The 20,637-nt window shown below is 71.3% G+C and carries 19 protein-coding genes, 1 tRNA gene and 2 rRNA genes; 10 read left to right on the top strand and 12 right to left on the bottom strand.

Features of this window, described 5'->3' with window-relative positions:
- The 3 genes from L615_RS20990 to L615_RS20980 all read left to right on the top strand — a co-directional run.
- On the top strand, positions 1 to 222 hold a 222-nt coding region (locus L615_RS20990), incomplete at its 5' end, for a hypothetical protein (protein ID WP_222430646.1).
- Entirely contained in the window at positions 222 to 1,592 is a 1,371-nt protein-coding gene (locus L615_RS20985; protein WP_145726361.1) for a cell wall metabolism sensor histidine kinase WalK, read from the top strand. The genes L615_RS20990 and L615_RS20985, both read left to right, overlap by 1 nt.
- Positions 1,577 to 2,245 carry a response regulator transcription factor gene (locus tag L615_RS20980; protein ID WP_145726360.1) on the top strand — a complete coding sequence of 223 codons (669 nt, stop codon included), beginning with the start codon at positions 1,577 to 1,579 and terminating at the stop codon, positions 2,243 to 2,245. The genes L615_RS20985 and L615_RS20980 overlap by 16 nt, the downstream gene beginning before the upstream one ends.
- 8 nt (positions 2,246 to 2,253) lie before the next feature.
- Here L615_RS20980 and L615_RS20975 read toward each other — a convergent pair whose 3' ends face one another.
- The 6 genes from L615_RS20975 to L615_RS20950 all read right to left on the bottom strand — a co-directional run bounded on the left by L615_RS20975 (position 2,254) and on the right by L615_RS20950 (position 6,572).
- Positions 2,254 to 3,129 (bottom strand): serine/threonine-protein kinase, encoded by an 876-nt coding sequence (locus L615_RS20975; RefSeq protein WP_145726359.1) that lies wholly within the window; start codon positions 3,127 to 3,129, stop codon positions 2,254 to 2,256.
- Positions 3,130 to 3,131: 2 nt separating this feature from the next.
- Entirely contained in the window at positions 3,132 to 3,551 is a 420-nt protein-coding gene (locus L615_RS20970; RefSeq protein ID WP_036518855.1) for a hypothetical protein, read from the bottom strand.
- Between the two features lie 124 nt (positions 3,552 to 3,675).
- Positions 3,676 to 3,747 (bottom strand) — tRNA-Val (locus L615_RS20965).
- 238 nt (positions 3,748 to 3,985) lie between these two features.
- Positions 3,986 to 4,474, bottom strand: coding sequence for a peroxiredoxin (locus L615_RS20960; RefSeq protein WP_145726358.1), 489 nt, complete (start codon positions 4,472 to 4,474; stop codon positions 3,986 to 3,988).
- Positions 4,471 to 6,108 (bottom strand): AMP-binding protein, encoded by a 1,638-nt coding sequence (locus L615_RS20955; RefSeq protein ID WP_145726357.1) that lies wholly within the window; start codon positions 6,106 to 6,108, stop codon positions 4,471 to 4,473. The genes L615_RS20960 and L615_RS20955 overlap by 4 nt, the downstream gene beginning before the upstream one ends.
- A gap of 35 nt (positions 6,109 to 6,143) precedes the next feature.
- The gene (locus L615_RS20950) at positions 6,144 to 6,572 is read right to left on the bottom strand and encodes a DUF3052 domain-containing protein (RefSeq protein WP_028656857.1); all 429 of its coding nucleotides are present in this window, start codon (positions 6,570 to 6,572) and stop codon (positions 6,144 to 6,146) included.
- A 248-nt stretch (positions 6,573 to 6,820) separates the two neighbouring features.
- On the opposite strand from L615_RS20950, the gene aceE reads away from it, so the two are divergent.
- On the top strand, positions 6,821 to 9,637 hold the full coding sequence (aceE, locus tag L615_RS20945) for a pyruvate dehydrogenase (acetyl-transferring), homodimeric type (protein ID WP_028656856.1): 2,817 nt from the start codon (positions 6,821 to 6,823) through the stop codon (positions 9,635 to 9,637).
- Positions 9,638 to 9,646: 9 nt separating this feature from the next.
- Here the strand turns inward: aceE and L615_RS20940 are convergent, their stop codons facing one another.
- On the bottom strand, positions 9,647 to 10,636 hold the full coding sequence (locus L615_RS20940; RefSeq protein WP_145726356.1) for an alpha/beta fold hydrolase: 990 nt from the start codon (positions 10,634 to 10,636) through the stop codon (positions 9,647 to 9,649).
- A gap of 137 nt (positions 10,637 to 10,773) precedes the next feature.
- Between L615_RS20940 and L615_RS20935 the strand changes: the two genes are divergently transcribed.
- The 5 genes from L615_RS20935 (at position 10,774) to fabF (ending at position 15,594) form a co-directional block, all read left to right on the top strand.
- Positions 10,774 to 11,958, top strand: coding sequence for a CdaR family transcriptional regulator (locus L615_RS20935; RefSeq protein WP_028656855.1), 1,185 nt, complete (start codon positions 10,774 to 10,776; stop codon positions 11,956 to 11,958).
- 112 nt (positions 11,959 to 12,070) lie between these two features.
- Positions 12,071 to 13,012, top strand: a complete 942-nt coding sequence (locus L615_RS20930) for an ACP S-malonyltransferase (protein ID WP_145726355.1) — start codon at positions 12,071 to 12,073, stop codon at positions 13,010 to 13,012.
- Positions 13,009 to 14,007 (top strand): beta-ketoacyl-ACP synthase III, encoded by a 999-nt coding sequence (locus L615_RS20925; RefSeq protein ID WP_145726354.1) that lies wholly within the window; start codon positions 13,009 to 13,011, stop codon positions 14,005 to 14,007. Before L615_RS20930 ends, L615_RS20925 begins: the two co-directional genes overlap by 4 nt.
- A 33-nt stretch (positions 14,008 to 14,040) precedes the next feature.
- Positions 14,041 to 14,286, top strand: a complete 246-nt coding sequence (locus tag L615_RS20920; RefSeq protein ID WP_028656853.1) for an acyl carrier protein — start codon at positions 14,041 to 14,043, stop codon at positions 14,284 to 14,286.
- Between the two features lie 57 nt (positions 14,287 to 14,343).
- Entirely contained in the window at positions 14,344 to 15,594 is a 1,251-nt protein-coding gene (gene fabF / locus L615_RS20915; protein ID WP_028656852.1) for a beta-ketoacyl-ACP synthase II, read from the top strand.
- Positions 15,595 to 15,691: 97 nt separating this feature from the next.
- On the opposite strand, the gene L615_RS20910 is transcribed toward fabF, so the two are convergent.
- Both L615_RS20910 and L615_RS20905 read right to left on the bottom strand, forming a co-directional pair.
- Complete coding sequence (locus L615_RS20910; RefSeq protein WP_028656851.1) at positions 15,692 to 16,189, bottom strand: DUF3145 domain-containing protein; 498 nt, start codon at positions 16,187 to 16,189, stop codon at positions 15,692 to 15,694.
- Positions 16,190 to 16,382: 193 nt separating this feature from the next.
- Positions 16,383 to 17,321 (bottom strand): alpha/beta fold hydrolase, encoded by a 939-nt coding sequence (locus L615_RS20905; RefSeq protein ID WP_145726353.1) that lies wholly within the window; start codon positions 17,319 to 17,321, stop codon positions 16,383 to 16,385.
- Positions 17,322 to 17,377: 56 nt separating this feature from the next.
- Here L615_RS20905 and L615_RS20900 point away from each other — a divergent pair, with 56 nt between their 5' ends.
- Positions 17,378 to 18,064: a hypothetical protein gene (locus tag L615_RS20900; protein ID WP_028656849.1), complete on the top strand. Its 687-nt coding sequence runs from the start codon at positions 17,378 to 17,380 to the stop codon at positions 18,062 to 18,064.
- A gap of 16 nt (positions 18,065 to 18,080) precedes the next feature.
- Here the strand turns inward: L615_RS20900 and L615_RS20895 are convergent, their stop codons facing one another.
- From L615_RS20895 to L615_RS20885, 3 genes are all read right to left on the bottom strand, one after another.
- On the bottom strand, positions 18,081 to 19,043 hold the full coding sequence (locus L615_RS20895) for a tetratricopeptide repeat protein (RefSeq protein ID WP_145726352.1): 963 nt from the start codon (positions 19,041 to 19,043) through the stop codon (positions 18,081 to 18,083).
- Positions 19,044 to 19,145: 102 nt separating this feature from the next.
- Positions 19,146 to 19,262 (bottom strand): 5S ribosomal RNA (gene rrf / locus L615_RS20890).
- 182 nt (positions 19,263 to 19,444) lie between these two features.
- Positions 19,445 to 20,637: ribosomal RNA gene (locus L615_RS20885) — 23S ribosomal RNA — on the bottom strand; the annotation flags it as partial.

The following is a 20,637-nucleotide window of genomic DNA, read 5'->3' as shown; positions in this document are numbered from 1 at the left end:
ACCCCCTCGCCGGGCACGGACCCGGCATCGCCTGCCACGACCAGCCGGCCGACGCGGTCCACCGGCGTCCCCGTGGTGACGCCCCGTCCTGGCGACCACGACGACGACGACCGCGACGACCGGGACGACCGGGACGACCGGGACGACCGGGACGACCGGGACGACCGGGACGACCGGGACGACCGCGACGACAGCGACCACGAGCGGGATGACGACGACTGATGCCGGCGGCCGCGGCGGGCTCTCGGTCCGCGGCCGCCGGCGTGGTGGTCCAGCTGATCGAGAGCCGCTCGATCCTGGCCGACACCCAGCGCGAGGTGGAGCAGGAGCTCGACGAGTTCGTGGCCCTGCAGGCGACCGGTGACTTCGCGACCATCCCCGAGCTGCTCGAGGGCTTCCTGCTGCGCAACGTCCCCGACGACGACGAGCTGCTGGTCGGCTGGGTGGGCGAGGAACCGATCGCCCGCTTCCCCGGTGACGACCTCGTCGAGGACCCTGCCTTCCGCGAGGCGACCCTCCCGCTGGTCACGGAGGGCGGCACGACCTACCTCGACACCGCCGACGGCGAGGTCCGGATCACCAGCCAGCCGGTGCGGCAGGACCGCGAGGCCGGGGCGTTGGTGGTGGTGACCTACCTGGCCGAGGACCGCGGCGAGCTCGCGCGCACGATGCGCACGTACGCCGCGGTCGCGCTCGCCACCGCGCTGCTGGTGACCGGCGCTGCGGCCTGGCAGTCGGGCCGGCTGCTGCGCCCGCTGCGCACCCTGCGGGTCGGTGCCGACGCCATCAGCGCCACCGACCTGTCGCGTCGGCTCCCCGAGACCGGCAACGACGACATCACCGCCCTCACCCGCACGATCAACGGGATGCTGGACCGGCTGGAGCGGTCCTTCTCGGACCAGCGGCAGTTCCTCGACGACGCGGGGCACGAGCTGCGCACGCCACTGACCGTGCTGCGCGGCCACCTCGAGCTGCTCGACGTCGGCGACCCGGTCGAGGTCGACGCGACCCGGGCGCTGCTGCTCGACGAGGTCGACCGGATGGCACGCCTGGTCGGCGACCTCATCCTGCTCGCCAAGAGCGACCGGCCGGACTTCCTCGATGCCCGGCCGACCGACGTCGCCGACCTGCTGACCTCGGTGATCGGCAAGGCGCGGGTCCTGGGCGAGCGGGAGTGGGTGCTGGAGCTCTCCCCCGCCCTGCCCGAGCAGGTCGTCGTCGACGGGCAGCGGATCACGCAGGCCCTGCTGGCGCTGGCCGACAACGCCGTCAAGCACACCGCACCCGGCGGACGGATCGCCGTCGGCGCCGCGCTGCACGACAGCGCGCTGCGCTGCTGGGTGCAGGACGACGGCGCCGGGGTCGCGCCGGAGGACCGCGAGCGGATCTTCGGGCGGTTCGGCCGCGCCCGCGTGCCCGACGGCGACGAGGGCTTCGGGCTGGGCCTGTCCATCGTCGCCGCGATCGCCCACGCCCACGGCGGGAGCGCGTACGTCGACCCGCACACCCGCGCAGGTGCGCGCTTCGTCGTCGAGGTGCCGGTCGTCGTACCGGCGCCGGACCGGGAGGAGGACCCGTGGCCCGCATCCTGATCGTCGAGGACGAGCAGCGGATCGCGTCGTTCGTCGCGAAGGGCCTGCGTGCCGAGGGGCACCAGGCGACGATCGCGGCCGACGGCCCGACCGGCCTCGACCTGGCCCTCTCCGGTGACGTCGACCTCGTCGTGCTCGACATCGGGCTGCCGGGCCTCGACGGCTTCGACCTGCTCGACCAGCTGCGCGCGCAGGGCTCGCGGGTCCCGGTCATCGTGCTCACCGCGCGCGACTCGGTCACCGACACGGTCAGCGCGCTCGAGGGCGGGGCCGACGACTACATGGCCAAGCCGTTCCGCTACGCCGAGCTGAGCGCGCGGATCCGGCTGCGCCTGCGCCAGCACCCGCCGTCGGGGGACGCCGAGCCCGGGAGCCTCGCCGCCGGCGGCATCCACCTCGACCTGCGCACCCGCCGCGCCACGGTGGGTGGCCGCGAGGTCGAGCTCTCCGCCCGCGAGTTCGCGCTGGCCGAGGTCTTCCTCCGCAACGCCGGACAGGTGCTGTCCCGCGAGCAGCTCCTCGACCACGTCTGGGGCCTCGACTTCGACCCCGGCTCCAACGTCGTCGACGTCTACGTCGGCTACCTGCGCCGCAAGCTCGGCTCGGCCACCATCACCACGGTCCGCGGCATGGGCTACCGGCTCGAGCGCTGAGACGTCGCTCAGCCCTTCCAGCTGAGCTTCGGGGCCGGGAGGGCGGCGACCTCGGGCTCGAGGGCGTCGGCGACCTCGTGGGGCAGCGGACGGTCCTCCGGGGTGGGCTCGAGCATGGCGTGGACGAGCTTCTCCACCGTGGGCGGTACGTCGCCGGGCAGCTCGGCGGGGGCCTCGCGCAGCTGCGGGAAGCGCTCCCCCGGCTCGGCCGCCTCCGGGTCTCCCTCACGGAACGGCCCGTAGCCGGCGACCGCGTGGAAGAGGGTCGCGCCCAGGCCCCAGACGTCGCTGGCGTAGCCGGGCACGCCGTAGGGGCCGGGGGCGGCCTGCTCGGGCGCCATGTAGGCGTCGGTGCCGATGAGGCCGTCGATCTCGGCGGCCCGGTCGGCGGGCCGGGCGACGGACAGGTCGATCAGCCGCGCCGGCGAGCCCATGATGACGTTGCTGGGCTTGATGTCGAGGTGGCAGACGTCGGCGCGGCGGAAGAAGTGCAGCGCGGAGGCGACGTCGATCGCCAGCGGCAGGTACTGCTGCGGCGAGAGCCGGCGGTGGCGCCGGATCAGCCGCGACAGGCTGGGGCCCTCGACGTGCTCGAGCACCAGGTGCGGGCGGGGCCCCTCGTCGTCGTACCGCAGCCCGCGGACGACGACCGGGTGGTGCGCGACGTCGAGCGCGGTCGCCTCGCGCACCATGCTCCGCAGCGTGTGCTCGTCGTCGGCCTCGGCGGGCCGGACGACCTTGACGACGACCGGGCCGTAGGTGACCTCGTCGAACGCGAGCCAGGCCTCGTAGGCCGAGCCACCCCCGAGCGGCCGCACGGCGGTCAGCTCGGGGGTGATCGCGTCCCCTTCGGCGAAGCCCCAGGTGGACAGCTCCTCGGCCATGGTCAGCGGCGGGTGTTGTTGCGGCTGCGGTCGTTGGTCCGGTTCGCGGACCAGTCGCGCTTGAGCTTGTTGTTCTTGCCGTCGCGCGTCCAGTCCCGCACCGCGCGGCCGGAGCGGCTGTCGTCGCGACCGCTCCGCGCACCGGTCCGGCTGCGGTCGCCACGGGTGTTGCGGCTGTGGCTGACCCGGCTGCGGGTGGTGTCGACCGCGGCCCGGGCGCGGACGTCGTCGTCGCCGTTGTCGTCGTCGTTGTTGTCGTCGTCCTCGTTGACGAGCACGATGTCCGGGGTGTCCTCCTCGCGCTTGACCGCGAGGTCGGAGGCGCCGGCCTGCGAGGGCCACGCCAGCATGCTGATGGTGAGGCCGGCGGTCATCATCCCGACCAGGCCGGTCGCGGCGAGCGCGATGGGCTTCTTCTTCATGGTTCCTCCTCGTTGCGTACGCCGGCCGCTCGGCCGACGAGGAGGACTGTTCCGGCCCGGCGTGAGCCGTCGATGAGCCGACGATGAGAGTCGTCTCATCGACGGCCGCAGGGCAACGCATGGGTGGGCGCAGAGGGGATCGAACCCCCGACCACTTCGTTGTAAGCGAAGCGCTCTACCGCTGAGCTATACGCCCCAGGAGCCGGGTCAGCCTAGCGGAGCCGTCCGCCGGCGGCCCAACTCCACCCGCCGGTCGCGCGGGTGACCGGATCCGGGAAGGAGCGGTAGTCCGCAGGCCCCGGTCCGGTAGTCCCTTTGGGTCATTTTTCAACCAAATCGCTCCCAGCCCTTGGACGACCCCGGGGCGGCCGCTAGAGTTCTACTCGTTGAACCGCTGGTGACCCGAGACGCCGGCGGTTCAACTCATTTTTCCCTCAGTCGGCGTCGCCGGCCGCACGGAGGGCCTCGAGCATGTCCTCGAGGCTGCGTGCAGCGGGCTTGGGGTGGTGCACGGCCCAGGAGATGCGCCCGTCCTTGCCGATGACGTAGGTCGACCGCTCCGGGCAGCCGGCCACCTCGTCGAAGACGCCGTACGCGCTGGACACCGCGCCGTGCGGCCAGAAGTCGCTGAGCAGGGTGAAGTTGAGGCCGTCGGCGTCGCTGAACGCCCGCAGCGAGTAGACCGGGTCGCAGGAGATGCCGAGGACCTCGGTGTCGAAGGTCAGGAACTGGTCGAGCCGGCTGCGGATGCCACCCATCTCGCCGGTGCACACACCGCTGAACGCGTACGGGTAGAAGACGAGCGCGACTGCCTTCCTCCCCCGGTACGACGACAGCGAGACGTCCTGGCCGAACTGGTCGCGCAGGGTGAAGTCGGGGGCGACCTCGCCGAGCTGGAGGCCGGTCGCGCCGCTGGCGCTCACGCCCCGGACCCGGCGTCGTCGTGGGTGGCGAGGTCGCGCTTGAGGACCTTGCCGGTGGCGTTGCGCGGCAGCTCGTCGAGGAAGACGACCTCGCGCGGCACCTTGTAGCGGGCGAGGTTGGCCCGCACGTGCGCCTTGACGTCGTCCTCGGTGAGCTCGGCGCCGGGCACGGGGACCACGAACGCGCGCAGCCGCTGGCCGAAGTCGTCGTCGCCGACGCCGAGGGCGGCGACCTCGGCGACCTGGTCGTGGCTGGCGATGCAGTCCTCGACCTCCTTGGGGAAGACGTTCTCGCCGCCGGAGACGATCATCTCGTCGTCGCGGCCCTCGACGTAGAGGCGACCCTCCTCGTCGAGGCGGCCGACGTCGCCGGAGGACATGAGGCCGTCGACGACCTCCTTGCCCCCTCCGCCGGTGTAGCCCTCGATCTGCAGGGAGTTGCCGACGAAGATGCGGCCGGACTCGCCGGTGGGGAGCTCGCGCCCGTCGGCATCGAGGATCTTCACGACCGTCTGGTGCGGGAGGCGGCCGGCGCAGCCGGGGGCCTCGCGCAGGTCCTGCGGTGACGCGATCGACCCCCAGGCGACCTCGGTGGACCCGTAGACGGAGTAGAGGTTGTCGCCGTACCGGTCCATCCAGCGGGTCGGCAGGTCGCCGGGCAGCGCGGAGCCGGACGAGGCGACGGCCTTGAGGTTCGGCAGCGGGTACTTGTCGAGGGTCTCCTCGGGCAGCGCGAGGATCCGCTGGAGCATGACGGGGATGACCGCGAAGGAGTCGCACTGCTCCTCGTGCAGGATGCGCAGCGCGTCCTCGGGGTCGAACTTGCGGGTCAGCACGAGGGTGGTGCCGAGCACCATCGCGAGCTGGTAGTGCGCGAAGCCCCAGGTGTGGAAGAGCGGCGCGGCGACGTGGGACTTCCACCCGCTCTTGAGAGGCATCCGCGACAGCAGCGAGATCGCGGCGGGCAGGCCGCCCTGGGGGCGCGGGGCGCCCTTCGGGGTCCCGGTGGTGCCGGAGGTCAGGATGATGGTGCGGCCCTTGCGGCCGGCCGGCTCGAGGTCGCCGGTGTTCCCGGAGCGCAGCTGCGCGGCGATGATCCCCTCGAGGCTGTCCTCGCCGGCGTCGTCGTCGGTCCAGCCGAGCACGCGGTCGGCGATGTCGGCGCGCGAGAGCAGCTCGGTGAACTCCTCGTCGTGCACGACCACGCGCGGCGCCTCGCGCTCGAGCACGTCGGCCAGCTGGGGCCCGGCGAAGGCGGTGTTGAGGTAGAGCACGTCCGCGCCGAGCTTGCTGATGGCGATGGACGCCTCGATGAAGCCGCGGTGGTTGCGGCACATGACGGCGACGCCGTCACCTGCCTTCACGCCGCGGGCGCGCAGGCCGTGGGCGAGCGCGTTGGTGCGCTCGTGCAGCTCGGAGAAGGTGATCGAGCCGCGCTCGTCGATGATCGCCACCTGCTGGGGCATCCGCAGCGCGATGGTCTTGAAGCCGCCGGCCGGGGTGGTGCTCCACTTCAGGAGCGCGTTGACCATGCCGCCGATGACCTTCGGCGAGTAGGGGCGGACGATGCCGGCCTCGGTCAGGATCTTCAGGCTCGTGCCGGCGTCGGTGACGCGGCTGGCGATCTTCCCCATGCAGATCAGGGTATGGGACGCGGTGTCGCAGTGACTCAGGAGACCGACTTGGGGGCGACCAGCTTCGTCGCGGCCCAGTCCTTGCTCACCGTGACCGCCGTCGTCTGCGCGAGACCGGCGATCGGCGCGGCCTCGGCGATGTCGGCCGCGTCCACCGCCCCGGGGCGCCCGATCTTGGGCGTCAGCAGCCAGATCACGCCGCCGCCGACGAGGTCGGTCAGCGAGTCGACGAGCCCGTCGACCAGGTCACCGTCGTCGTCGCGCCACCACAGCACGACCGCGTCGACCACGTTGCCGTAGTCGCCGTCGACCATGTCCCCGTCGATCGCGTCCTCGATCGCGATCCGGAGCTCGTCGTCGGTGTCATTGTCCCAGCCGAGTTCCTGGACCACCATCCCGGGCTTGAGACCCATCCGATCGGCAGGTCCGGTCGGGGTGGTGCCGCCAGGGGCGGTCGAAGTCACGGTGCTTCCTCCAGGCTTTTCGGGTACGACGAAGCCCCGCCTGCTGCGGGACGGGCCCTAGTCCAGCGGAGTCGGGGCGGCGTGCGCAACCCTCGCGGCGGGTCGGCTCGCTCTCCGGACCCCCGGGAGCGGCCGTGGAGACCCTCGCGAGCAGGCCCCCGGGACGTGTGCTCGGCGCCGCTCGGGCCGCTGCCGGGGCTACTCCCGGGTAGATTCCGCGGCTGGCCTCCGGGTGGAAGGATGGGGACGTGACCTCCGACACCCCCGACGCCACAGCCCCCGGCCACACCCCGGCCACCCGCCCCGCCTCGGTCATCCACGAGGGTCTGCCCACCCAGCTGCCGGACATCGATCCGGACGAGACCCAGGACTGGATCGACTCCTTCACCGCCATGGTCGAGGAGCGGGGGCGCGAGCGCGCCCGGTACGTCATGCTCCGCCTGCTCGAGAGTGCGCGGCAGAAGCAGGTCGGCGTCCCGGCGCTGCGCAGCACCGACTACATCAACACGATCCCGCCGGAGCGCGAGCCGTGGTTCCCCGGTGACGAGGACGTCGAGCGCCGGATCCGCGCGTTCATCCGGTGGAACGCCGCGGTCATGGTGTCGAGCGCGAACCGCAAGGGCCTCGAGGTCGGCGGCCACATCGCCACGTACCAGTCGAGCGCCTCGCTGTACGAGGTCGGCTTCAACCACTTCTTCCGCGGCAAGGACCACCCGGGCGGCGGCGACCAGCTGTTCATCCAGGGCCACGCCTCCCCCGGCATCTACGCCCGCGCGTTCCTCGAGGGCCGGCTGACCGAGGAGCAGCTGTTCCGGTTCCGCCAGGAGGTCCAGCACGGTCCCGGCGCCGGCCTGCCGTCGTACCCGCACCCGCGGCTGATGCCGGACTTCTGGGAGTTCCCGACGGTCTCGATGGGCCTGACCGGCATCAACTCGATCTACCAGGCGCGGTTCAACCGCTACCTGCACAACCGCGGCATCAAGGACACCAGCCAGCAGCACGTGTGGGCTTTCCTCGGTGACGGCGAGATGGCCGAGCCCGAGTCGCTGGGCGCGATCCGGGTCGCCGCGCGCGAGGAGCTCGACAACCTCACCTGGGTCATCAACTGCAACCTGCAGCAGCTCGACGGCCCGGTCACCGGCAACGGCAAGATCATCCAGGAGCTGGAGGCCTACTTCCGCGGCGCCGGCTGGAACGTCATCAAGGTCGTCTGGGGCCGCGAGTGGGACGCACTGCTGGCCCGCGACGTCGACGGCGTGCTGGTCAACAAGATGAACGCGACGCCGGACGGCGCCTTCCAGACCTTCTCGGTCGAGAGCGGCGCCTACAACCGCGAGCACTTCTTCGGCCCGGACCCGCGCCTGCGCGCGATGGTCGAGCACATGACCGACCGGCAGATCGAGAAGCTGCCGCGCGGCGGGCACGACTACCGCAAGGTCTACGCCGCCTTCGACGCCGCGACCAAGACCGTCGGCCAGCCGACGGTGATCCTGGCGCACACCGTGAAGGGGTGGACGATCGACGCCCTCGAGGGCCGCAACGCCACCCACCAGATGAAGAAGCTGACCCAGGACGACCTGAAGAAGTTCCGCGACCGGCTCTACCTGCCCATCAGCGACCGCGACCTGGAGACGGCCTACGAGGCGACCGGCACGGCACCGTTCTTCCACCCCGGCAAGGACTCCCCCGAGATGGAGTACATGATGGAGCGGCGCCGCCAGCTGGGCGGCTCGCTCCCCCGCCGCGTGGTGCGCGCGAAGGCGCCCCGGCTGCCCGGGGACGCCATGTACGCCGAGCTCAAGAAGGGCGCGGGCAACCACAAGGTCGCCACGACGATGGCCGCGGTGCGCCTGCTGCGCGACTGGATGAAGGACCCGGAGATCGGCAAGCGCTTCGTGCCGATCGCGCCCGACGAGTACCGCACCTTCGGCATGGACTCGATGTTCCCGTCGGCGAAGGTCTACGACCCGGCCGGCCAGACCTTCGAGTCGGTCGACCGCAACATGCTGCTGCAGTACAAGATGTCGCCGCAGGGCCAGCTGCTGCACGAGGGCATCTCGGAGGCCGGCGCGATGGCGTCGGCGATCGCCGCCGGGTCGTCGTACTCCACCCACGGCGAGCCGATGATCCCCTTCTACATCTTCTACTCGATGTTCGGCTTCCAGCGGACCGGTGACTCGATCTGGGCGATGGCCGACCAGCTCGCGCGCGGCTTCCTGGTCGGCGCGACGGCCGGCCGCACGACGCTGACGGGTGAGGGCCTGCAGCACGCCGACGGCCACTCCCCGCTGCTCGCGGCCACCAACCCCGCGGTCGTGCACTACGACCCCGCGTTCGCCTACGAGGTCGGGCACATCATGCGCTCGGGCCTGGAGCGGATGTACGGCACCAGCGAGGAGCACCCGCTGGGCGAGGACATCATCTTCTACCTCACCGTCTACAACGAGCCGGTCGACCAGCCCGCGGAGCCGGAGGACCTCGACGTCGCCGCGCTGCTCAAGGGCATGTACCGCGTCTCGACGCCCGACGAGGGTGCGCAGGGCCCGCGGGTGCGCCTGCTCGCCTCCGGCGTCGGCTTCCCGTGGATCGCCGAGGCGAAGCGGATCCTCGCGGAGGAGTGGGGCGTCCACGCCGAGACCTGGTCGGTCACCTCGTGGAACGAGCTCGCCCGCGAGGGCGTGAAGACGGACAAGTGGAACCTCCTGCACCCCGACGAGGAGCACCGCACGCCGTTCGTCACCGACGCGCTCGGCCAGGGCCCGAACGCCCAGGCGCCGGTCGTGGCGGTGTCGGACTACATGACGGCCGTGCCGCTGCAGATCGCGCCGTGGGTGCCGGCGGACTACCGGGTGCTCGGCGCCGACGGCTTCGGCTTCGCCGACACCCGCCCCGCCGCCCGCCGGTTCTTCCAGGTCGACGCCGAGTCGGTCGTGGTCCAGACCCTGGCCGCCCTCGCCGATGCCGGCGAGATCGACCCGGGCCGGGTGAAGGAGGCGCTCGAGCGCTACCGGATCGACGACCCGACCGCCGTCGCCGACCGCAAGCAGGAGGGCGGCGACGCCTGACGTGCGCCGCTAGGCAGGCGTCGTCACCCGCACCACCGGTGCCGGTGACGGCACCTCTGCGGACGCACCGGCCTTGAGCAGGCGCCGGAACCGCGCGCGGCTGTACGACGCCGGCTCGGTCGTGCTGACGAACTCGTCGAGGATCCGGGCGAACTCCCCGGGGTGGTCCTTGTGCGGGAAGTGGCCCGCGTCGGCGAGCACCTCGACCCGCACGTCCGGCGCGAGCGCGGCCGCGTTGCTCGCGTGCCGCACGGGGATCACCCGGTCGTCCTGGCCCCACACCACGGCCATCGGCATCGCCTCGCTGAGGTAGGCCCGGTCGGCCATCGTGACGATCTGGCCGCGCCAGTCGATCACCGCGCGGACGAGGTGGCGGATCGCGAACCGGGTGCGGCGGTCCTTCCAGGACTCGACGATGTCGGCGATCTCGCCGAGGTCGCGGGTGACCGGGCGCAAGGGCCCGACGCCGCCGTACTCGTGCGCGGTCCGGAGCGCGAAGGTCTCCAGGTGGCGCAGGCCGGGCAGGGTGAGCGCCCCCATCACCCGGAACCAGCCGGGGACCTGGATCAGCTTGATCAGGGGCGTGACGTCCGGCCCGAGGCCCCCGGTCGCGACGAGCATGACCCGCTGCGTGCGCTCGGGGAACTGGTAGGCGAACTGCATCGCCACTCCACCCCCGAAGCTGTGGCCGACGACGGTGACCTTGTCGATGCCCAGCACGGTGAGCAGGTCACGCATGCCGTTGGCGTAGCCTCCGAGCGTGTAGTCGGCGCGCGGCTTGTCGGAGAGGCCGTGGCCGAGCAGGTCCGGCGCGACGACCGTGTACTTCTCGGCGAGCCGGTCGATCACCGGCGTCCACGTCGTGTGGTCGCAGGCGAGGCCGTGCAGGAGCAGGAGGACCGGCCCCTCGCCCTTCTTCACGAAGGCGCGCTTCTTGCCGTGGATGGTGACGAACTGCACGTCGTCGTGCTGCTCGGCGCGGTGAGTCGTTCCCGTCATGGGCACCCCCTCGTCGGCGAGCCGGCAGGTGCTTGCTGGCTGCTAGCAGGTGATGCGCGATTCAACCACGACCGTGGTCGCGCGTGACACCCACCCGGGACGATCCGTGACGGGGCCGAGGGTCCTACGCTGGTGCCATGTCGCCGACCGGACCCCAGGCCCGCGAGAGCGCCACCCGGCAGCTGCGGGCGGCGACCGGCTCCCTGAGCACCGCGGCCGTGGCCCGGATGGAGTCCGACCTCGCCTGGTTCCGCTCGCTCGGCGCCGAGGAGCGCTCCTGGGTCGGCATGATCGTGCAGGCCGGCGTGAAGGGCTTCGTCGACTGGTTCGCCGACGGCGGCGGGGTCGACCCGGACGACGACGAGGTGGTCATCCAGGTCTTCGGCGCCGCGCCGCGCGCGATGGCCGGCGTCATCGACCTCCACCAGACCGTCGAGCTGATCAAGCTCACGATCGACGAGGTGGAGCGCAACATCCAGCTGCTGCTCGAGCCGGACGTCATGGACGAGGTGCACGCCTCGGTGCTGCGCTACGGCCGCGAGGTCGCCTTCGCCACGGCCGAGGTGTACGCGCGGGCGGCGGAGGTCCGTGGCCGCTGGGACGCCCGCCTCGAGGCGCTCGTCGTCGACGCCGTGCTGCGTGCCGAGACCGACGAGTCGGTGCTCTCCCGTGCCAGCGCGGTCGGCTGGGCCGCCCGCGGCGACGTCGCGGTCGTCGTCGGCAACGCGCCCGCCGAGGCAGCAGGTGCCCCGACCGAGGCCTTCGACGCCGTACGCCGCAAGGCGCGCGAGCGGGGCCTGGACGCGCTCTGCGCCGTGCAGGGCCACCTGCTCGTCGTGATCCTCGGCGGTGTCGGAACCCCGGAGAAGGACGCGGCCGTGCTGGTCGACCTCTTCGGCGACGGCCCGGTCGTCGTCGGCCCGACCGCGGCCGACCTCGCGACCGCCCACCGCTCGGCGGCCGTGGCACTCGGCGCGCTGCGCGCAGCCGTCGGCTGGCCCGACGCTCCCCGCCCGGTCTCGGCGCACGACCTGCTCCCCGAGCGGATCCTCGCCGGGGACGACGCGGCCCGGGTCGATGCCGTCGAGCAGCTCTACCGCCCGCTGGCCGAGGCCCGCGGCGAGCTCGTCGAGACCCTGGTGGCCTACTTCGCCAACGGCGGCGGGATCGAGGCGACCGCCCGCGCGCTGTTCGTGCACGCCAACACGGTGCGCTACCGGCTCGGCCAGATAGCCGACGCGACCGGGCTGACCCCGTCGGTCCCCCGGGACGCGCTCGTGCTGCAGCTCGCCCTCGTGCTGGGGCGCCAGGCCGGCGTCTGACCCTCCGCGCCCGTGCCCGGGCCGCAGGTTGTGGGACCCCTACAAAGCCGCCGGTCCAAGTTCGTCGGAGGCACAGGCGCGTTCGCGGGCCCGTGCCCGGCAGGCTGGACCCGTGCTCGTGATCGTGGCCCCCGGACAGGGGGCACAGACTCCCGGATTCCTCTCGCCCTGGCTGGAGGACCCGGCCTGTGCCGCGCGCCTCGGCTGGCTCTCCGCCGTCGCCGGGCTCGACCTGGCGCACCACGGCACCGAGGCCGACGAGGACACCATCCGCGACACCAAGGTCGCCCAGCCCCTCCTCGTGGCCTCCGCGCTGCTGGCGGCTGGTCGGCTCGGCGCCGCGCCGGCGGCCGTCGCCGGCCACAGCGTCGGTGAGATCGCCGCCGCCGTCGCCGCCGGCGTCCTCAGCGACGAGCAGGCCATGGTGCTGGTCCGCGAGCGCGGCCGGGCGATGGCCGACGCCGCTGCGGTCACCCCGACCGGGATGACCGCCGTCCTCGGCGGCGATCGTGACGAGGTGCTCGCGGCGATCGAGGAGCACGGGCTCACCCCCGCCAACGACAACGGCCCCGGCCAGATCGTCGCCGCCGGCACGCTCGAGCAGCTCGAGGCGTTCGCCGCCGCGGCGCCGAAGGGTGCCCGGCCCCGGCCGCTGTCGGTCGCCGGCGCGTTCCACTCCCCGCACATGGCCCCGGCCGTCGACCACGTCACCGCCCTCGCCGCCGCGGTCACCGTCGCCGACGCCCGGGTCCCCTTCATCACCAACTCCGACGGCTCGGTGCTGGAGGACGGCCGTGAGGTCCTCGACCGGATCGTCGGCCAGATCGCCCGCCCGGTGCGCTGGGACCTCTGCCTCGAGCGGATGGCCGACCTCGGCGTCACCGGCCTGCTGGAGCTGCCGCCGTCCGGCACGCTCACCGGCATCGCGAAGCGCTGGTTCCGCGGCCGCGACCTGGCCGTCGAGACGTTCTCGCTCGACAACCCCGACCAGCTCGAGGAGGCCCGCGCCTTCTGCGAGAAGCACGCGACGGCCGACCAGGTGGTGCCCGCATGACCGCAACACTGCGCACCGAGACCGGACCTGCCCACGCTGCCTTCCTCGGCGTGGGTGCCTACCGCCCCGCCCGTGTGGTCTCCAACGCGGAGATCGTCGACCAGATCGACTCCAGCGACGAGTGGATCCAGCAGCGCTCGGGCATCAGGACCCGGCGCTTCGCCGGCGACGACGAGACCGTCGTCTCGATGGCCGTCGCCGCGTCGCGCGAAGCCCTGTCCAACGCCGGGATCGAGGCCGGGCAGGTCGACGCCGTCATCGTGGCGACCGTCAGCCACCTGCTGCAGACCCCGTCGGCGGCGACCGCAGTCGCCCACGCCCTCGGCACCACGCAGCCCGCGGCGTTCGACATCTCCGCGGCCTGCGCCGGCTTCTGCCACGGCGTCGCGCTCGCCAACGACATGGTGCGCGGCGGCAGCGCCGGCCACGTGCTGGTGATCGGCGTGGAGAAGCTGTCCGACATCACCGACCCGACCGACCGGGGCACGGCGTTCATCTTCGCCGACGGCGCCGGCGCCGTCGTCGTGGGACCGTCCGAGACCCCCGGCATCGGTCCGGTCGTGTGGGGCTCCGACGGCGAGCACTACGACCACATCCGCACCCCGGACTGGCGCGACGTCCTCGCCCAGGGCTCCGGCATGCCGTACCTGTCGATGAAGGGCAACGAGGTCTTCCGCTGGGCGTCGTACGGCATGGCCAAGGTGGCGCAGCAGGCGCTCGACCGAGCCGGCATCACCGCCGACCAGCTCGACTGCTTCATCCCCCACCAGGCCAACAACCGGATCACCGACACCATGGCCCGGGCGCTGAAGCTGCCCGACTCGGTCCGGATCGCCCGCGACATCATCGACGCCGGCAACACCTCCGCCGCGTCGATCCCGCTGGCCCTCGACCGCATGATCGCCGAAGGCGAGGCGAGGTCCGGAGACCTCGCGCTCCTGATCGCCTTCGGTGCCGGCCTCGCGTACGCCGCGCAGGTCGTCACCATCCCCTGACCACCGAGTTCCACCAACAACCCTGGAGAGAAGATGAGCACCGAAGAGATCCGCGCCGCCCTTGCCGAGATCGTCAACGAGGTCGCGGGCATCCCGGCCGAGAACGTCCAGCTGGACAAGTCGTTCAGCGACGACCTCGACGTGGACTCGCTGTCGATGGTCGAGGTCGTGGTCGAGGCCGAGGAGAAGTTCGGCGTCACCATCCCCGACGACGAGGTCAAGAACCTCAAGACCGTGGGCGACGCCGTCGCCTACATCGAGAAGAACCAGGCCGCCTGAGCACCTGCTCCGGCACCGCCTGCACCACCCCCTGACTCACGAAGGAGACCGACAGCCATGTCCCGCACTCGTGTCGTCGTGACCGGCCTGGGCACCACGAGCCCGCTCGGCGGCGACGTCGCCAGCACCTGGGAGGGCCTCCTCGCCGGCCGTTCGGGGATCCGTCCCCTCGGCGACATGGCTGACGGTCTCCCGGTCAAGATCGGCGGCACCGCCGCCGTGGACCCGACCGAGGTCCTCGACCGCGTCGTCGCCCGCCGCCTCGACCGCTCCTCCCAGCTCGCGCTGGTGGCGGCACTCGAGGCGTGGGCCGACTCGGGCCTCGACGGCGTCAAGGAGGCCGGGGACCTCGACGCCGAGCGCTTCGGCGTCGCCTTCGCCTCCGGCATCGGCGGCGTCCAGACGCTGCTCAGCAACCACGAGGTGCTGCTCGAGAAGGGGCCGCGGCGGGTCTCCCCCATCGCCGTCCCGATGCTGATGGCCAACGCCCCGGCCGCGACCATCAGCCTCAAGCTCGGCGCCCGCGGCCCGGTCAACACTCCGGTCTCGGCGTGCGCGTCGGGCAACGAGGCGATCTCGCTGGCCGCCGACCAGATCCGGCTCGGCCGGGTCGACGTCGCGGTCGCCGGCGGCACCGAGGCGGCCATCCACCCCCTGCCCATCGCCGCGTTCGCGAACATGATGGCCCTGTCGAAGAACGACGCTGACCCGACGACGGTCTCCCGCCCGTTCGACACCGGTCGTGACGGCTTCGTGCTCGGCGAGGGTGCCGGTGCGCTCGTGCTTGAGTCCTACGAGCACGCGACGGCTCGTGGCGCCCGGATCTACGCCGAGGTTCTCGGCACCGGCATCACCGCGGACGCCCACGACATCGCGCAGCCCGACCCGGAGGGCCGCGGCGGCACCCGCGCCATCCGGCTGGCCGTCCACGACGCCGGGGTCGCGCCGTCCGACATCAAGCACGTGAACGCCCACGCGACCTCCACCCCGCAGGGTGACGTCGCCGAGTCGCTCATGCTCCACGCCGTCCTCGGCTCGGCGGCGAACGACCTGGTGGTCTCCGCGACGAAGTCGATGACCGGCCACCTCCTCGGTGGTGCCGGCGCCCTCGAGGGCGTCGCGACGGTGCTTGCGCTGCACCACCGCACTGCTCCGCCCACCATCAACCTCGACGAGCAGGACCCGAAGGTCGAGCTCGACGTGGCGACGAAGGTCCGGGACCTCCCACTCGGCGACATCGCTGCGTTGAACAACTCCTTCGGGTTCGGTGGCGCCAACGTGGCCGTCATCTTCGGGACGCCGAGCTGACGTCGTACGAGGTGCACGAAGGGCCCGGCGCGAACGCGCCGGGCCCTTCTTCTGTCTCGGGGAGGTACGACGTCGGGTCGGTCTGCCCGACCGCCGGTCAGACCACCTGGTGCAGCCAGCGCACCGGGGCGCCCTCGCCGGCGTGCCGGAAGGTCTCCAGCTCGTCGTCCCAGGGCTTGCCGAGCAGCTTGTCGATCTCGTTCTCGAGGGTGACCTCACCCATCGCCGCGCGCACGACGGCGGCCTTGAGCCGGTCCTCGGGGATCATGATGTCGCCGTGCAGGCCGGTGACCGCGTGGAAGACGCCGAGGTCGGGCGTGTAGGAGAACCGGGCGCCCTCGGTGGTCGCGGTCGGCTCCTCGGTGACCTCGAAGCGCAGGTGGTTCCAGCCGCGCAGGGCCGAGGCGATCTCCGCGGCGGCGCCGACCTTGCCGGTCCACGAGAACTCGCAGCGGTAGCTGCCCGACTGGGCCGGCTGCGGCGTCCAGTGCGGGTTCACGGGCACGCCGAGAACGCCACCCACGGCCCACTCGATGTGAGGGCACAGCGCGGACGGCGCAGAGTGGACGTAGAACACGCCCCTGGTTGCACTCATGCTTCCGGTCACCACGAACTCCTCGACTTCTCCCTACCTCCGGCGCGAGATACGCCTTCCCCAGCGGTCTCCTCGGAAGCGGTCGCAGTCCCGGAGCCAGCAGCATCCGTCATGAGCGACAATTGTGTGGTTGTGGTGACCATTGTGTCGCATGGGACACGCCGACACCAGTGATCCGGCCGTGTGTCCTGGACTACTCGCCCGACCCGGCTGCCGGGCGCAGCCCGATCAGCTCGTCCATGACCTGCTTCGCGACACCGAGGCCGCCCAGGTGGCTCTCCCCGTCGATGACCGTCATCGTCGCGTCCGGGAGGCGCTCGACGCAGTGCTGACCGTGCCGGAAGGGCACGATGTGGTCGTCGTCGCCGTGCCACCAGCGCACGGGCACCTTCACGTCCTCGAGCCGGAAGCCCCAGTCGCGGGTGAACAGCACGAGGTCCGACAGCGGGGCGGAGGTCTGGAACCGGCTGCCGTTGAGCAGGTCGTCGAGGAACATCGCCTTGAACTCGGGCCGGCCGAGCAGGGTCTTGTCACCGGGCGGCTGCACGGCGGCGTAGAGGTCGAGGGCAGGGCCGGCCAGCGGCTTCACGCCCCGGATCACACCGGTGAGCGCGACCCCGAGCGGCACCCGGGCCGCCGAGATCAGCGGCGCTGCGTGCACGGCCAGCTGGATCGGCCCGCCGTCGGCCGCGTCGGCGCCGCGGGTGGGCGCGACGCCGCCGAGCACGCCGACGCCGTGCACGCGGTCGGGCAGCGCGACGCCGGCCGCCAGGGCGTAGGGACCACCACCGGAGAGACCGACGACGGACAGGTCCTCGATCGCCAGCGCCTCGAGCAGCAGCACGAGGTCCTCGGTCCAGTCGAGGATGTTCGGGTAGAGGTGCGGCGTGGAGGAGCCGATCCCGGGCCGGTCGATGCCGATGATCCGGATGCCCGCCTCCTCGGCGTACCGGCGGGCGTCGACCGGGATCTGGCGCCGGGCTCCGGGGGTCCCGTGCATCCACACGAGCGCCGGGCCGCGCGGCGAGCCGTACTCCGCGAAGCTGAGGCGCCGGCCCTCGCGGACCGCGACGTTGCCCTCGAGGGTGGGGCGCTTGGGCTGCTCCGGGATCCGCACCGCCGGGAAGGTCATGCGCAGGAGTGTGACACGTGCACCCACTGCGCGTACCGGTGTCCTAAGGTTCGACCATGACCGACGGGGGAATCGCGCCCGACACCACCCGCCAGCCAGGCCGACGACGGGCGGAGAAGCCCTCCCGCAAGCGTCCTGCCGAGCGGCCTGCGCCGCGTTCCCGCCGCACCCGGGAGACGGTCGCGCGCACCGGCAACGGACTCGACGAGCCCCCGCTCCCCCGGATCTCGCTCCAGTCGCGCACCGGTCGCCTGCTCATCGCCGCGGCCGGCGTGCTCCTGCTCCTCGGCTGGTTCGTCTGGTACGCCATGACGCCCGAGGACCTGCCGACCACCGGCAAGACGGTCAGCGCCCCCGGGGTCGTCGGCACGCCGCTCTACGTCGGCATGTTCAGCGCCTCGGAGGGCTTCGACCGCACGCTGCGCGTCTCCGGGGTGAAGGTGCACGCCACCACGAGCGCCGACCTCGAGATCACTCCCCTGCTGTGCCGACGCGGCACCGTGGGCGTGACGACCCGCCCCGAGCAGTTCTGCTCCGAGCTGGTGAACCCCGAGGGCCAGCGACTGGTCACCGGAGACTCGGTGGTCCTCAGGCTCGAGGCCGACGCACCGGTGGTTGCCGTCGTCGACCAGGTCCGGATCGCGTTCCGCGAGGACGTCCGCTGGGACACCAAGCCGGCGGGCGCGGAGCAGGCGATCGTCACCTTCAGCGCACGCCCGGACCCGACCCAGCCGACCGAGTAGGCCGCTGCGGCGGTCCTCAGTCCCGGTCGACCCGCTTCTCGAGGGACATGGCGCGGTCGGCCGCGTCGGTGACCTCCTCGGAGTCGATCGCGTTGGTCTTGTGGAACCAGGTGAGGGCGTCGTTGAGCCGGCCGGCGGCCTCGAGGGTGTCCGCGTAGGCGTAGCGCAGGCGCACCACCCACGGCTCGCGGCTCTTGCTGTTGAGCGGCGAGACCTCGAGCGTGCGCAGCGCGGCGTCCATCTGACCGAGGTCGCGGCGGGCGCCGGCCTCGACGATGGTCATCTCCGCCTTGGCAGCCGAGGGGAACTTCGCGACGGACGGGCTCTTGGCGAGCTCGAGGGCACGGGTGGGGTTCCCCAGCGCGCGGTGGCAGTCCGCCATGATCGGCAGGTAGGCCGTCGCGCCGTTCATCCGCTTCGCCGCACGCAGCTCCGCGAGCGCCTCGGCGTAGTGACCGGCCGCGTAGGCCGACTCGCCGACGGCCTCACGCACGACCGCGATCCGCGACGCGCGGGCCTTGGCGGCCAGGGTGTGCTGGTACGCCGTCTCCGGGTCGTCGTCGACGAGCTGGCCGGCGGCGGCGAGGTGGCGCGCCACGCGCAGTGCGAGCTTCTCCGGGAGGCTGCGCAGCTGGGCGCGCACCGAGGCGTCCAGCTCGCTGCCGGTGATGTCGTCGGGCAGCGGCGGGCCGTCGTAGACAGCCTGCGACGCGGTCCGTTCGGGCCGCTCGCGGCGGGACTCGCCACCGCGGCGCTCACCCTGACCGGCAGGCTTGCCGCGCCCCTGGCCGCCCCGGGCGCCGGCCGGCTTGCGGTCGCCGTCCTTGCGCTCGAACGGCTTGCGATCCCGTCCGGAGCTGCCGCGACCCTTGCCGTCGCCGCGGGACGCACCCGCTCCGCCTCGGCTGCCGCCCTGCCCCTGGCGAGGGCCACCCTGCCGAGAACCGCCGTCCCGGCGTCCACCACGCTGGTCTGCCACGTTCGTGCACCTGCTCCGTCTGAGATCGCTATTGAGATGAGAGAAGTCTGTCCCGAAAACACAGTAGAGGCCACCCATGGGGTGGCCTCTACTGGAATGTTTGTCCGGCGGCGTCCTACTCTCCCACATCCTCTCGGTTGCAGTACCATCGGCGCTGGCAGGCTTAACTTCCGGGTTCGGGATGGGACCGGGTGTTTCCCTGCCGCTATGGCCGCCGTAACTCTATGAACCCCTGTTCGGGCCGTCGGACCGGTGCCATCCAGGTTCCGATTGCTCGGGCTGGTGGTGGGTGGTCCGTCCCTGGTGGGGGTTGGATCTTGTTAGTGGACGCGTGCGGTGTGTTGCCCCTGTTTGGAATCCACGTGTCAGGCACGTGTTGTTGGAGTGTGTTGGGGGTTTGTTGTGGCAAGTCTTCGGCCTATTAGTACCGGTCGGCTGGGCATTGCTGCTGTACACCTCCGGCCTATCAACCCAGTGTTCTGCTGGGGGCCTTAACCCACAAGGGGTGGGAAACCTCATCTTGAAACGTGCTTCCCGCTTAGATGCGTTCAGCGGTTATCACTTCCGAACGTAGCCAACCAGCCCTGCACCTGGCGGTACAACTGGCACACCAGAGGTTCGTCCATCCCGGTCCTCTCGTACTAGGGACAGCCTTTCTCAAGTTTCCTACGCGCGCGGCGGATAGGGACCGAACTGTCTCACGACGTTCTAAACCCAGCTCGCGTGCCGCTTTAATGGGCGAACAGCCCAACCCTTGGGACCTACTCCAGCCCCAGGATGCGACGAGCCGACATCGAGGTGCCAAACCATCCCGTCGATATGGACTCTTGGGGAAGATCAGCCTGTTATCCCCGGGGTACCTTTTATCCGTTGAGCGACGACCCTTCCACTCGGAGTCGCCGGATCACTAGTTCCGACTTTCGTCCCTGCTCGACATGTCTGTCTCACAGTCAAGCTCCCTTGTGCACTTACACTCGAAACCTGATTGCCAACCAGGCTGAGGGAACCTTTGAGCGCCTCCGTTACATTTTGGGAGGCAACCGCCCCAGTTAAACTACCCATCAGGCACTGTCCCTGAACCAGATCATGGCCCTAGGTTAGACATCTAGTACGACCAGAGTGGTATTTCAACGATGACTCCACCCCAACTGGCGTCGAGGCTTCACAGTCTCCCACCTATCCTACACAAGCCGAACCAAACACCAATGCCAAACTATAGTAAAGGTCCCGGGGTCTTTCCGTCCTGCCGCGCGTAACGAGCATCTTTACTCGTAGTGCAATTTCGCCGAGTCCATGGTTGAGACAGTAGGAAAGTCGTTACTCCATTCGTGCAGGTCGGAACTTACCCGACAAGGAATTTCGCTACCTTAGGATGGTTATAGTTACCACCGCCGTTTACTGGGGCTTAAATTCTGAGCTTCGACTTGCGTCTAACCCGTCCTCTTAMCCTTCCAGCACCGGGCAGGAGTCAGTCCGTATACATCGTCTTGCAACTTCGCACGGACCTGTGTTTTTAGTAAACAGTCGCTTTCCCCTGGTCTCTGCGGCCCTTCCCGCTCACCCAGCAAGTGGGGTCACGTTCCGGGCCCCCCTT

It is taken from the genome of Nocardioides sp. J9 (assembly GCF_007829375.1).
Lineage (GTDB): Bacteria > Actinomycetota > Actinomycetes > Propionibacteriales > Nocardioidaceae > Nocardioides.
Note: the sequence above shows the minus strand (reverse complement) of the source record. Positions and strands in the feature narration are given on the sequence as shown.